The sequence below is a fragment of the Enterobacter chuandaensis genome (assembly GCF_003594915.1).
GTDB classification, from domain to species: domain Bacteria; phylum Pseudomonadota; class Gammaproteobacteria; order Enterobacterales; family Enterobacteriaceae; genus Enterobacter; species Enterobacter chuandaensis.
In genome coordinates this window covers 78602-91788 of record NZ_QZCS01000018.1, presented here as the reverse complement: position 1 = coordinate 91788, position 13187 = coordinate 78602, and the positions used below count along the sequence as shown (strand labels likewise).

The following is a 13187-nucleotide window of genomic DNA, read 5'->3' as shown; positions in this document are numbered from 1 at the left end:
ACGTCGCCGCCAGGCATTCCCGAAAGACGAATATGTTTTCACGTCACACAGCAATCGTGCATCAGGAAAAGCCCCTGTCAGCCGTGAACAAGTGAACCGTGAGATCAAACAGGCTGCGGAGAATGTCGGGATCAAAGGAACAGTAGGATGCCATTCTTTTCGCAAGTTTTCTGCCACACAGGTGTGGGAGAAGTCTAACGGGAATTTGGCTTTAGCAATGAAAGCGCTGAACCATTCAGATCCTAAAGTCACCATGAACTATTTGAAGATTGACGTTAAAAGCGTGGGCGCTGCCCTTGCAAACATTTGGGAGTGATACCGATGAAAAACAGCTTACTGGTGCTGTCATTATTACCAGCCCTGGCAAATGCCGGACAAATAACCCTTGTTCTTAGTGACGAACAGGAAACAGACAACGCGCGGATTTGCGTTTATAGCAACGCCAATTATACAGAGACAGTGACGACCAGACCGTCGCAGCAATGCCGCTACACAATGACCTTTGAAGAGGAGTAATGAGTATGGAGATTATAGAGATGAACGAACACACAACCGCTTTCAGCCCTATTGAGAGCGAAGAAGAATTGAAATTCGCCGTAGCATTTTTGGACATGTGGCAGAGAAGCCAGGAGCACGGCGTGAACTTTGAACAGGTGTTGAAAGATGCAATTCAACAAGCAACACCGAACGAGGATCGTAAATGGGTGAGTATCAAATGACTAACAGTTACGGATTGAAAACGCCTGAACAATGGCAACAAGAAAGTATTCTTGCCCTGCTGTTTCATTACGACCACGTAGAAGCCTGTTTCATGGCAGATGCAATCAAGGTGTTACCAGAAGATCACGACGTGAACAGAGCGGAGGAGTATTTAGAAAGCCTGATAGAATGGCTGGCTGGTAACACGGACGAAAGCGAAATGAGAAAGGCTATCGAGTGTTACAGCGTCAAAGGCAGCGAAGAGCAAACAGAATTTTTCTTAGGTGCAATTCTCGGAGATGAGTATTGAAAAAGGAAGAAGAGCTAATCACCAGCTTTATCTGGTGTGGTGCTACGGTGTGCGTTTATACGCAGGTAGTGAAGTTTGCAGGGACGACGATACAGCGTCATCTGTTACCGAGAAATTTACGCAATGCTGTTAATAGTGCTGTGCAGGATGCTGAGAACATCCCACACAGCGATCCGACAAACAACAAACCACCACGGAGAGTTAGTAATGTCGGACCATCAGATCATAACAATGAGCCTTCGATTACTGCAAGGGGAAAGCAGGTACGCCAGTACAGGAAAGGCTGATATGCGTATTCGTGTTCCTGCGATGAAAGGTAGCCAACTGAAAGCCTTGCTTGATTACATACGGGCTTTGAAATAATCAAGGGGGCGCAATGCCCCCTTTTTTGCTGACTTAACGAACGAAGCCAACATTACCTAAAGACTAAATTCAGTCGTCCATCTCCAATGGTTCATCGTCCAACCAAGAATAATCACGCGCTGTAGAGCACTCGGTATAATCTTCTAAAAAAATAAGTCCTGAACGCCCTGCTTTTGCAAACGTTAACTTACCTTGGACGTTAAGCAAATGCCCGTTGTACATACGATCACCTTCAGGATCGTATTCGCCTGAGAGCGTACCAGTATCTGCAATTGACCATTCATCAACTGAAGTCCAGAGATCACCACTGAATGTAAGGTTGTAATCCATATCGGGAGGGGATTCGAAGTCAGCGTTACTCTCGGCCATCTCCCCAGAGTCTAACGCTTCTTGGTATATCTCTTCCTCAAGGATTTCCCGAATATGGTCATCATAGAAATCATCCACTGATTCGGATACCTTCGCAGACAAGCCAGACTTTAATTCTGAGATAAAGATACGAAAGGCATCATCAGATACGCCAAACTTCAGCGCTCTTTCCAGGCCTTGAGGCAAATTCAGAACAATATAATCTGCCTCAGAAAGGCTATATTCAAGCTGTGGCTTCTTGTCTTCTTCAACCATTGCCGCATAGCTGGCATAGCCTAAGAGAGCAGAAATCACCTCGTGAAGGTGGGAACGTTTCAAGGGTGTGTTACGAATTTCAGGGTGTTGAGAAATGTTATAGCAGATAGATTGGATAGCAGCGTTCATGATAAACCACTCCGCGCATCAGATCTCTTGGCAATCATTTAAGGTTTGGTATTGGACATTTTGTTACCCTCAACCATTTGCCAGATCCGACACTTTGAAGAAGGTTTAAAAGAATGTGTGCGGTACTGCTACCTTTTTTAAGCTGTCCAAAACTTAGGCGGGTGCCTAAGCTCACAATACCACCTAAGAAATAAAATGCAATAGCAGCCAATAAGCCCGTTGGTGGTAAGACAACGCGCGGAGCCGTTAGGCGACAACATCAGGGATATGTCAGACAGTGAAGTTTATCAGGATGACCATGTACCCAAAGGGAGCGAGGCCGAACCGCTGGCAGAGCTTGCATGTGGTGTGCAAGTACCATAACCACCATAAAACCTGTTTATTCCCTGCAACGTCATCAGCGACGTGTGGCATATGGGAGCATCGGCAAAAAATGCGCTTCACTGTAAGGTTATGAGAAGTGCGATCCGTCGCTGCCTGGTGTAGGCTTTGCGTTCATTGTTGGGCTATCGCGGTAAGAACTTGAAACCACCGCCGACGATTGGCTACACTCTCATTTCACCGAGTAACCATTCGTGACAAGTGTCAAAGTAGTGAACTATGGTAGAACGCCTAAGCATGTTAGTAAGCACTACTGCGTAACATGCTGAAAGAACCGGAGATTTTCCGAACGGTTCCACCTGGGGAGATTCTGGAGCGGGCGAAGGGAATCGAACCCTCGTATAGAGCTTGGGAAGCTCTCGTTCTACCATTGAACTACGCCCGCTTTGAGGTGCGTAAGGCATTATAGACCTTACACACCTTCATACAAGCCTCTTCGCAACTAACCGGCGATTAAATAATCACTTAGCACTTCGGTTTGCTGCCGGGCGCAGGAAGATAGCGCTGCGGATCGATGGCCGTCGCCTTATAGCGGATCTGGAAGTGCAGCTTCACCGAATCCGTACCGGTGCTGCCCATGGTGGCAATCTTCTGCCCCGCCTTCACGTTCTGCCCGTTGTTGACCAGCATCGTGTCGTTATGTGCATAGGCGGTGATGTAATCTTCCCCGTGCTTAATCATGATCAGGTTACCGTAGCCGCGTAGCTGGTTACCGACGTAAACCACCTTCCCTGCCCCGGAGGCATAAACCGGCGTACCGCGCGCGGCAGCAATATCGATGCCTTTGTTACCGCCCTCAGACAGGGAGTACGGCAGCACCACTTTCCCGCTGGCAGGCCAGATCCAGCAGCGCTGGCCAACCGGTGGCCATGAAGACTGCGGTACCGCGTAAGACGGCGTCACTTTGGCGGTTTTGCCTTTCGATGAGGATTTTTTACCCGAGGACGAACTGCCATTCACCTTCAGTTTTTGCCCAACCTCAATGGTGTACGGCGGAGAGATGTTATTCAGGCGCGCCAGATCCTTCACGCTGGTTCCCGTTGCACGCGAAATCCGATACAGCGTGTCCCCGCGCTTAACGGTATAAACCGAACCGGAATAGCTACCCATATCCGACGATTTGCTCCCGGAACAGCCGACCAGGAGTAGCGTCAGCGTCAGGCAAAAGATGGCGATAATGGGTTTTCTCGTCAGGCTTCCTGCAAACAAAACAGATCCTCGGTCAGCGTGAATGGCGCACTATAATACCAGCCCGAACGGATATGGGTCAGCCCTTTTAAGCTCCGCGAGATAAACCGTTCATATCAGAATCCAGTATAATGTTGCCGCTGATGGTGCAGAACCATCCGCATCGTTGGCACTGGAGCATGAATGAGTATTCAAGAACACGTTATTTTGGTTAATGACCAGGGAATGGTGATTGGCACTCAGGAAAAATACGCCGCGCATACTGCCCAAACCCCGCTGCATCTGGCGTTCTCATCCTGGCTGTTTAACGCCGAAGGCGAGTGTCTGGTAACCCGACGCGCACTAAGTAAAAAAGCCTGGCCGGGCGTCTGGACGAATTCTGTCTGCGGTCACCCCCAATCTGGTGAACGAACGGAAGAGGCAATTATCCGTCGCTGCCGCGATGAGATTGGTGCAGAAATTACCGCGATTACGCCTGTCGCCTCAGAATTCCGCTATCGCGAAACGGATCCTTCCGGGATTGTGGAAAACGAGATTTGCCCGGTCTTCGCGGCACGGGTCACCAGCGACCTGCGTATTAATCACGATGAAGTCATGGAATTTGAGTGGGTCACGCTGGAATCATTATTCCGCGCGCTGGACGCCGCACCATGGAGCTTTAGCCCGTGGATGGTGCAGGAAGCAACGGTCGCGCGAGATGCGCTGAGAGCATTCGCCACGCAATAAAAAAGCCCCTTTCGGGGCTTTTTTTAGCTTCTTTACGCCTTACTTCACCGGACGCATCGCCGGGAACAGGATCACGTCACGAATGGTGTGGCTGTTGGTGAACAGCATCACCATACGGTCGATGCCGATACCCAGACCCGCCGTTGGTGGCAGGCCGTGTTCCAGCGCGGTCACGTAGTCTTCGTCGAAGAACATCGCTTCGTCGTCGCCTGCCGCTTTCGCGTCAACCTGATCCTGGAAACGCTGCGCCTGGTCTTCCGCATCGTTCAGCTCGCTAAAGCCGTTGCCGATTTCACGGCCGCCGATGAAGAATTCGAAACGGTCGGTGATTTCCGGGTTCTCGTCATTACGACGCGCCAGCGGAGATACTTCCGCCGGGTATTCGGTGATGAAGGTCGGCTGAATCAGATGTGCTTCCGCCACTTCTTCGAAGATCTCGGTCACAATACGGCCCAGACCCCAGCTCTTCTCAACCTTGATGCCGATGCTTTCAGCGATGGCTTTCGCAGAATCGAAATTATCCAGATCCGCCATGTTGGTTTCTGGACGGTATTTCTTGATCGCTTCGCGCATGGTCAGTTTTTCGAACGGCTTGCCGAAGTCGAAGACTTCTTCACCGTAAGGGACCTGCGTGGTGCCAAGAATGTCCTGCGCCAGGCTGCGGAACAGGGATTCGGTCAGCTCGATCAGATCTTTGTAATCCGCATACGCCATATAGAGTTCCATCATGGTGAACTCTGGGTTATGACGAACGGAGATACCTTCGTTACGGAAGTTACGGTTGATTTCGAACACGCGGTCGAAACCACCGACCACCAGACGCTTCAGGTACAGTTCCGGCGCGATACGCAGGTACATGTCCAGGTCCAGGGCGTTGTGATGGGTGATGAACGGACGCGCAGACGCGCCGCCAGGGATCACCTGCATCATCGGGGTTTCCACTTCCATAAAGTCGCGGTTCACCATGAACTGGCGGATACCGGCCATGATCTGGGAGCGAATTTTGAAGGTCTTGCGGGATTCATCGTTAGAGATGAGATCCAGATAACGCTGACGGTAGCGCGCTTCCTGATCCTGCAGGCCGTGGAACTTGTCCGGCAGCGGGCGCAGGGCTTTGGTCAGCAAACGCAGCTCGGTGCAGTGGATAGACAGTTCACCGGTTTTGGTTTTGAACAGTTTACCTTTCGCGCCCAGGATATCGCCCAGATCCCACTTCTTGAACTGCTCGTTGTAGATGCCTTCCGGCAGATCGTCACGGGAAACGTACAGCTGAATACGGCCGCCCACGTCCTGCAAGGTCACGAAGGAGGCTTTACCCATGATACGACGGGTCATCATGCGGCCTGCAACAGCCACTTCGATGTTCAGCGCTTCAAGCTCTTCGTTCTCTTTACCGTCGAAGTCAGCGTGCAGTTGGTCTGAGGTGTGGTCACGACGAAAATCGTTCGGGAACGGCACGCCCTGCTCGCGCAGCGCTGCCAGCTTCTCGCGGCGGGTTTTCAGTTCGTTGTTAAGATCGACTACCGCGTCAGCGCCCTGTGCTTGTTGTTCAGACATGTTGGTTCCTCATAACCCTGCTTTCAAACTTGCTTCGATAAATTGGTCCAGGCTGCCGTCCAGCACCGCCTGCGTGTTGCGGGTTTCAACCCCGGTACGCAGGTCTTTGATGCGGGAGTCATCAAGGACGTAAGAACGGATCTGGCTGCCCCAACCGATGTCAGACTTGTTGTCTTCCATCGCCTGTTTCTCAGCATTTTTCTTCTGCATCTCCAGCTCATAAAGCTTCGCTTTCATCTGCTTCATGGCCTGGTCTTTGTTCTTATGCTGGGAACGGTCGTTCTGGCACTGTGTTACCAGCCCGGTTGGAATGTGGGTAATACGCACCGCAGATTCCGTACGGTTAACGTGCTGACCACCCGCGCCGGATGCGCGGTAAACGTCGATACGCAGGTCCGCCGGGTTAATTTCGATATCAATATCTTCGTCAACTTCCGGGTACACAAACGCGGAACTAAAGGAGGTATGACGACGGCCACCGGAGTCGAACGGGCTCTTACGCACCAGGCGATGAACGCCAGTCTCGGTACGCAGCCAGCCGTAGGCGTAATCGCCAATAATTTTGATGGTCACGGATTTCAGACCCGCAACTTCACCTTCAGACTCTTCGATAATTTCGGTTTTAAAGCCGCGCGCTTCCGCCCAACGCAGATACATACGCGTCAGCATGCTGGCCCAGTCCTGCGCTTCAGTACCGCCAGAACCTGCCTGAATATCGAGATAGCAGTCAGCGCTGTCGTATTCACCGGAGAACATACGGCGGAATTCCAGCTGCGCCAGCTTCTCTTCCAGCACGTCGAGTTCTGCCACGGCTTCGTTAAAGGTTTCTTCGTCGTCGGCTTCGACGGCCAGCTCCAGCAAACCGGAAACATCTTCCAGCCCCTGGGCCATTTGATCCAGCGTATCTACGATAGCTTCGAGAGAGGAACGCTCTTTACCCAGCGCCTGTGCGCGTTCAGGTTCGTTCCAGACGTCCGGCTGTTCCAGCTCGGCGTTTACTTCTTCAAGACGCTCTTTCTTGGCATCGTAGTCAAAGATACCCCCTAAGAACGTCAGAGCGCTCCGTGAGGTCCTGAATACGGTTTTTTACCGGATTAATTTCAAACATGGTCTGTTTTCTTTTATGGACTTGTCAAAATGCGGTGATAAGAGCGGGATTGTACCGAATCCACGCCCTTTTTTATAGAGATTACTGCCGCTAAATTGGCCAGATATTGTCGATGATGATCTGAAGGGTGCGGTTACCGCGAAACTCGTTGATATCCAGTTTGTACGCCAGCTCAACCTCACGCACGCCGTTGTCCGGCCAGATGGAGGTGTCAACGTTGAAGGCGATGCCGTCCAGCAGCGGTCCGCCGCCCACGGGCTCGACCATCACTTTCAGGTGGCGTTCGCCAACGATACGCTGCTGCAGCAGACGGAATCGCCCGTCGAACAGCGGTTCCGGGAACATCTGCCCCCATGGACCGGCATCGCGCAGCATCTGCGCGACCTCCATCGTCATTTCGGAGACAGACAGCTCACCGTCAGAGACCACTTCGCCTTGCAGCAGCGCCGGGTCAATCCACTCGGTGACCAGCTCGCCAAACAGGCGCTGGAACTCGTCGAACTTTGCCTCTTCCAGCGACAGGCCTGCTGCCATCGCGTGGCCGCCGAACTTGATCATCAGACCCGGATAAAGCGTATCCAGACGCTCCAGTGCATCGCGCATGTGCAGCCCCTGAATCGAACGGCCAGAGCCTTTCAGCGTGCCGTCGCCCGCAGGCGCAAACGCGATCACCGGGCGGTGGAAGCGCTCTTTAATGCGCGACGCCAGAATGCCGACCACGCCCTGATGCCACTCAGGATGGTACATCGCCAGCCCGCCCGGCAGCGTATCGCCGCTGCGCTCAAGTTTTTCGCACAGGGTCAGCGCTTCGGCCTGCATCCCCTGCTCAATCTCTTTACGGGTCTGGTTCAGGGCGTCCAGTTCGTTCGCCAGCACGCGCGCTTCGCCGATGTTGTCGCACAGCAGCAACGCCACGCCGACGGACATATCGTCCAGCCTTCCGGCAGCGTTAAGACGCGGCCCGAGGGCAAAGCCTAAGTCACTTGCCGCAAGCTTAAGCGGATCGCGGTTGGCAATCTCCAGCAGCGCCTTAATTCCGGGACGGCACTTGCCCGCGCGAATACGGCTTAAGCCCTGCCAGGTCAAAATACGGTTATTGGCATCAAGAGGTACCACGTCCGCCACGGTGCCCAGCGCCACCAGGTCGAGGTATTCGGCCAGGTTTGGCACGGCAATCCCGCGGGACTCGAACCAGCCCTTATCGCGTAACAGGGTACGCAACGCCAGCATCAGATAAAACGCCACGCCCACGCCAGCGAGGGATTTCGACGGGAAATCGCAGTCGCGCAGGTTGGGATTAATAATCGCTTCTGCATCCGGCAGCGTTTCGCCGGGCAGGTGATGATCGGTGACCAGCACCGGGATCCCTAAAGCGTGAGCATGATCGACGCCCGCATGGGAAGAGATCCCGTTATCGACGGTCATGATCATCTGCGCACCGCGGGCGTGGGCCTGATCGACCACCTCCGGGCTGAGACCGTAGCCGTCTTCAAAGCGGTTCGGCACCAGATAGGTGACGTTATCGCAGCCCAGCGCGCGCAGGCTGAGCACGCTCAGCGCGGTGCTGGTTGCGCCGTCGGCGTCGAAATCGCCAACCACCACAATGCGCGTTCCCTCACGAAGCGCGTTGTAGAGCATTTCGGTAGCTTTTTCGATACCGCTCAGCTGCTGCCAGGGCAGCATCCCTTTCACGCTGCGCTCAAGATCCTCCGCGCGACGCACGCCGCGGCTGGCGTAGAGGCGCTTCAGGAGCGCCGGGAGATCGTCCGGCAAATCAACGTGTTCAACCGCCTCGCGGCGGCGCAATTTGATGGGGGCTTTCACGCGAATTATTTACCACCAAATTGTTTCTGGTGCGCGTCGAGGAACTCTTTCATCTCTTTCGGCCCCTGATAGCCCGGCACCACATAGCCATTGCTCAGCACAATCGCTGGCGTACCGCTCACGCCAAACTGCACGCCCAACGCGTAGTGGTTAGCAATGTCGATGTCGCAGGAGGCAGGCTTAACGTCTTTACCGTTCATCGCGTCATCAAACGCTTTGTTGCGGTCTTTGGCACACCAGATCGCTTTCATATCCTGCTCTGGCTTGCTCTGCACGCCTGCGCGCGGGAAGGCAAGATAGCGCACGGTAATGCCCAGCGCGTTGTAGTCTTTCATCTCTTCGTGCAGCTTGTGACAGTAGCCACAGGTGATGTCGGTGAAGACGGTAATCACGTGTTTTTCCTGCGCCGCTTTATAGACAATCATCTCTTTTTCGAGCGCGTTCAGGTTTTTCATCAGCAGCTGGTTGGTGACGTTCACCGGCTGCGCGCCGCTCACGTCGTACAGCGGCCCCTGAATGAAGTGTTTGCCGTCTTCGGTGACGTACAGCACGCCGCTGTTCGTCAGCACCGTTTTCATACCGGCGACCGGCGCAGGCTGGATGTCGCTGCTGGTAACGCCAAGCTTAGCCAGGGACTGTTTGATGGCGGCGTCATCCGCATGGGCGAAACCGGTAAATGAGGCTGCCAGCAGGGTGAACAGCGCGAAAGACTTTTTCATAATTGATCCTGTTACAATTTGTCGGCACTCACGCACGAGGGTGGTGCTGTTGGTGTAGCTGCCGCAGGCGTTCCGTCGCGACGTGGGTGTAAATTTGCGTCGTTGAAAGATCGCTGTGTCCCAGCAGCATCTGCACCACGCGTAAATCTGCGCCGTGGTTTAACAGATGCGTCGCGAAGGCGTGACGCAATACGTGCGGCGAAAGCTTTTCACTGTCGATACCCGCCAGTGTGGCGTAATGCTTGATGCGATGCCAGAAGGTTTGTCGCGTCATCTGCTGCGCGCGCTGGCTCGGAAACAGAACGTCGACAGACGCGCCATTGAGCAGCCAGGGGCGGCCGTGCTCAAGGTACGTTTCCAGCCAATAAACCGCCTCTTCTCCCAGCGGAACCAGCCTTTCCTTATTGCCTTTACCGATGACGCGCACCACGCCCTGACGCAGGCTGATGTCGCTCATCGTCAGGCCAACCAGTTCCGAAACGCGCAAGCCGGTAGCATACAATAGCTCAAGCATGGCTTTATCGCGTAACTCCAGCGGCAGGTCAACAGCCGGTGACTGTAATAATCTCTCAACTTGTGCTTCGCTGAGATCTTTCGGCAGCCGCTGCGGGAGTTTCGGGGACGCCAGCAGCGCGCTGGGATCGTCTTCGCGAAGTTTCTCACGGTAAAGGTGCTGGAAAAGCCGACGCATGGCGCTGAGCAAACGTGCAGAACTGGTGGCTTTGTACCCCCCTTCTACACGCTCAGCGAGCAGCGCCTGCAGGTCGTCGCTTTGCGCGCTCGCAAGCGATAACTCCCGACGCGCCAGCCACTCCACCAGCATGGTGAGATCGCGCCGATAGGCACTGAGCGTATTCTCAGCCAGATTCTTCTCCAGCCACAGTGCGTCGAGAAACTGTTCAACGAGTGCGAGATCCTTTTCCACATCAGCCCCTTTGATTCTGCAGTCAGGCCATTATGCCTGATTGCGGCCGGTTTCTGGTACACTACGCGCAAAGACAAAGCATGAATTGAGATAGTTACGCGATGAATATTGGTCTGTTCTATGGTTCCAGCACCTGCTACACCGAAATGGCGGCAGAGAAAATTCGCGACATCATTGGCCCGGAACTGGTGACGTTGCATAACCTGAAAGATGATGCGGTCGCGCTGATGGAGCAGTACGACGTGCTTATCCTCGGCATTCCAACCTGGGATTTTGGTGAGATACAGGAAGACTGGGAAGCCATCTGGGATCAGCTCGATTCCGTGAATCTCGACGGCAAAATTATTGCGATGTACGGCATGGGAGACCAGTTAGGCTACGGAGAATGGTTCCTGGACGCACTCGGCATGCTGCACGACAAGCTGGTGCCGAAAGGGGTGACGTTTATCGGCTACTGGCCAACCGAAGGGTATGAGTTCACCAGTCAAAAACCGATTATTGCCGACGGCGAGCTGTTTGTCGGGCTCGCGCTGGATGAAACCAATCAGTACGATCTCAGCGATGAGCGCCTGCAAACCTGGTGCGAGCAGATCCTCGGCGAAATGGCAGAAAAATTTAGCTAACGCCCCTACTCCTGCGTCGGCTGTTGCAGCAACATCCGGCGCAGATCTCGCCATTCAGACGCGTCCATACTGTCCGCCGCCAGCCACAGGTGTTGGCAACGTCCGCCCCCCACTTTGCGTAACCGTAGCATCATGCCGGTGTTAAGCATCCAGGGCACACCGAGAATATCCCACTCTTTTCCCTGCCAGCGCAGGCGGGAATCCATCAGCAGCTTGATCTCGCCCTGACGCGCGTTAATGCGACGCTGGCTGCGTACGCTGTCAAAAACAACAAACGAAAGTAACAGCAGCCACAGCGGCGTATAGCTGAGCGGCCATGGCATCAGTAGCACGATGGCCGCAACCAGGCCGTGGAGCAACAAAGACATCCACTGCGAGCGCCACGAGACGCGAAGATCAGATTGCCACAGGACCACGTTCCCGATTCCGTGTTTGAATTAATTGCACCATCCGTTGCAACTCGGTGTCGGCGGGTTTGCCGTGGTTCATCAGCCAGTTGAATAAATCTGGATCATCAGACTCAAGCAGACGAACAAACAGACGCTTATCATCATCGCTTAAGCTGTCGTATTCATATTCGAAGAAAGGCATGATGGAAATATCAAGTTCACGCATGCCGCGACGGCATGCCCAGTGAATTCGGGCCTTGTTGTTAATATCCATGTTCAGGTTCCTGCATTACGTTTGGCACAGTCGGTACCCCGTTCTCTGTTCTTAATTTCTCTATGGGGACACCAGCTAGTGTAACGTGTTTTTGACCGTTTCATTACTGGAATATTGCGATCGACGAGCTGGCTTCCAGAATAATCCCTACAAAGACAGCGGATTACACTATTTTGCGTAGCGCTACGCATAACCGGTTTATGGCACAAATGGTCTGCTGAAAGCGCTTGCAATGCCTGCAGGCTCTTTTACCATTAGGCATTATCAAAGCGTTAAGCAATTCAGGATACCGTTATGGCATTTACACCATTTTCTCCTCGCCAGCCCGCCGCCTCTGCGCGTCTGCCGCTGACGCTTATTTCTCTTGATGACTGGGCGCTGGCAACCCTCTCCGGCGCCGACGCCGAAAAATACCTGCAGGGTCAGGTGACTGCGGATGTTGCACAGTTGACTGAACACCAGCATCTGCTGGCCGCGCACTGCGATCCTAAAGGCAAAATGTGGAGCAACCTGCGTCTCCTCCGCCGTCAGGACGGTTTTGCATTTATTGAGCGCCGCAGCCTGCGCGATGCGCAGCTCAAAGAGCTGAAAAAATACGCGGTCTTTTCCAAAGTCACCATCGCCCCGGACGACGAACATGTTCTGCTGGGCGTGGCGGGCTTCCAGGCGCGTGCGGCGCTGCAAAATCTGTTTGCTGCGCTACCGGATGCGGAAAAACAGGTGGTCAGCGAGGACGCAACCTCCATCCTGTGGTTTGAACATCCGGCAGAGCGCTTCCTGTTAGTCACCGATGTCGCAACGGCGGAACGGGTCACCGAGGCACTGCGCGGCGAAGCGCAGCTCAACAACAGTCAGCAATGGCTGGCGCTGAACATCGAAGCGGGCCTGCCGGTGATTGACGCGGCCAACAGCGCGCAGTTTATTCCCCAGGCAACTAACCTGCAGGCGCTGGGCGGGATCAGCTTCAAAAAAGGCTGCTACACCGGCCAGGAGATGGTAGCGCGTGCAAAATTCCGCGGGGCAAACAAACGCGCGCTGTGGACGCTGGCGGGCCATGCCAGCCGTGTACCGGAAGCGGGTGAAGACCTGGAACTGAAGATGGGTGAGAACTGGCGCCGCACCGGCACCGTGTTAGCCGCCGTACAGCTTGATGATGGCCGCCTGCTGGTGCAGGTTGTCATGAACAACGATATGGAAGCCGACAGCGTATTCCGTGTACGTGACGATGCCAATACATTGAGTATTGAGCCGCTGCCGTATTCACTGGATGAGTGATGCTGTATCGCCCGGTGACGCTGCGCTTACCGGGCCTACGGTTTTGGTGTCCTCCCTCTCCCTATGGAAGAGG

At 54.0% G+C, this 13187-nt stretch carries 16 protein-coding genes and 1 tRNA gene; 7 read left to right on the top strand and 10 right to left on the bottom strand.

The window, feature by feature from the left end:
• The 4 genes from D5066_RS20935 to D5066_RS20920 all read left to right on the top strand — a co-directional run.
• Window positions 1–316 (top strand): tyrosine-type recombinase/integrase (locus tag D5066_RS20935; protein ID WP_165853362.1); only part of this gene is annotated, 316 nt, incomplete at its 5' end.
• A gap of 5 nt (window positions 317–321) precedes the next feature.
• Entirely contained in the window at window positions 322–516 is a 195-nt protein-coding gene (locus D5066_RS20930) for a hypothetical protein (protein ID WP_119917111.1), read from the top strand.
• A 5-nt stretch (window positions 517–521) separates the two neighbouring features.
• Complete coding sequence (locus D5066_RS20925) at window positions 522–719, top strand: hypothetical protein (protein WP_003838331.1); 198 nt, start codon at window positions 522–524, stop codon at window positions 717–719.
• Complete coding sequence (locus D5066_RS20920) at window positions 701–1009, top strand: hypothetical protein (protein ID WP_022649298.1); 309 nt, start codon at window positions 701–703, stop codon at window positions 1007–1009. The genes D5066_RS20925 and D5066_RS20920 overlap by 19 nt, the downstream gene beginning before the upstream one ends.
• A 432-nt stretch (window positions 1010–1441) precedes the next feature.
• On the opposite strand, the gene D5066_RS20915 is transcribed toward D5066_RS20920, so the two are convergent.
• From D5066_RS20915 to actS, 3 genes are all read right to left on the bottom strand, one after another.
• A complete protein-coding gene (locus tag D5066_RS20915) occupies window positions 1442–2125 on the bottom strand; it encodes a hypothetical protein (protein WP_119917110.1) in 684 nt (227 codons plus the stop codon).
• Window positions 2126–2817: 692 nt separating this feature from the next.
• Window positions 2818–2891 (bottom strand) — tRNA-Gly (locus D5066_RS20910).
• A gap of 80 nt (window positions 2892–2971) precedes the next feature.
• On the bottom strand, window positions 2972–3715 hold the full coding sequence (actS, locus tag D5066_RS20905) for an amidase activator ActS (RefSeq protein WP_119917109.1): 744 nt from the start codon (window positions 3713–3715) through the stop codon (window positions 2972–2974).
• Between the two features lie 162 nt (window positions 3716–3877).
• On the opposite strand from actS, the gene idi reads away from it, so the two are divergent.
• Entirely contained in the window at window positions 3878–4420 is a 543-nt protein-coding gene (idi, locus tag D5066_RS20900; protein ID WP_119917108.1) for an isopentenyl-diphosphate Delta-isomerase, read from the top strand.
• Between the two features lie 39 nt (window positions 4421–4459).
• On the opposite strand, the gene lysS is transcribed toward idi, so the two are convergent.
• The 5 genes from lysS to xerD form a co-directional block, all read right to left on the bottom strand.
• Window positions 4460–5977: a lysine--tRNA ligase gene (gene lysS, locus D5066_RS20895; RefSeq protein WP_119917107.1), complete on the bottom strand. Its 1518-nt coding sequence runs from the start codon at window positions 5975–5977 to the stop codon at window positions 4460–4462.
• A gap of 9 nt (window positions 5978–5986) precedes the next feature.
• Window positions 5987–7085 (bottom strand): peptide chain release factor 2 gene (prfB, locus tag D5066_RS20890; RefSeq protein WP_096151315.1). Its coding sequence is split into 2 segments (ribosomal slippage): window positions 5987–7009 and window positions 7011–7085, totalling 1098 coding nucleotides; the frame shifts between segments, so codons are not numbered across the junction.
• Window positions 7086–7175: 90 nt separating this feature from the next.
• On the bottom strand, window positions 7176–8909 hold the full coding sequence (recJ, locus tag D5066_RS20885) for a single-stranded-DNA-specific exonuclease RecJ (RefSeq protein ID WP_119917106.1): 1734 nt from the start codon (window positions 8907–8909) through the stop codon (window positions 7176–7178).
• Between the two features lie 5 nt (window positions 8910–8914).
• Window positions 8915–9628, bottom strand: a complete 714-nt coding sequence (dsbC, locus tag D5066_RS20880; protein WP_080330071.1) for a bifunctional protein-disulfide isomerase/oxidoreductase DsbC — start codon at window positions 9626–9628, stop codon at window positions 8915–8917.
• A 28-nt stretch (window positions 9629–9656) separates the two neighbouring features.
• Window positions 9657–10553, bottom strand: coding sequence for a site-specific tyrosine recombinase XerD (xerD, locus tag D5066_RS20875; protein ID WP_080330070.1), 897 nt, complete (start codon window positions 10551–10553; stop codon window positions 9657–9659).
• Window positions 10554–10654: 101 nt separating this feature from the next.
• Between xerD and fldB the strand changes: the two genes are divergently transcribed.
• Window positions 10655–11176, top strand: a complete 522-nt coding sequence (gene fldB / locus D5066_RS20870; RefSeq protein ID WP_080330069.1) for a flavodoxin FldB — start codon at window positions 10655–10657, stop codon at window positions 11174–11176.
• Between the two features lie 5 nt (window positions 11177–11181).
• Here fldB and D5066_RS20865 read toward each other — a convergent pair whose 3' ends face one another.
• Window positions 11182–11592, bottom strand: coding sequence for a protein YgfX (locus D5066_RS20865; protein ID WP_119917105.1), 411 nt, complete (start codon window positions 11590–11592; stop codon window positions 11182–11184).
• Complete coding sequence (gene sdhE, locus D5066_RS20860) at window positions 11573–11839, bottom strand: FAD assembly factor SdhE (protein WP_010435322.1); 267 nt, start codon at window positions 11837–11839, stop codon at window positions 11573–11575. The genes D5066_RS20865 and sdhE overlap by 20 nt, the downstream gene beginning before the upstream one ends.
• Before the next feature lie 294 nt (window positions 11840–12133).
• On the opposite strand from sdhE, the gene ygfZ reads away from it, so the two are divergent.
• Window positions 12134–13114: a tRNA-modifying protein YgfZ gene (gene ygfZ, locus D5066_RS20855; RefSeq protein WP_119917104.1), complete on the top strand. Its 981-nt coding sequence runs from the start codon at window positions 12134–12136 to the stop codon at window positions 13112–13114.
• Window positions 13115–13187 lie beyond the last annotated feature (73 nt).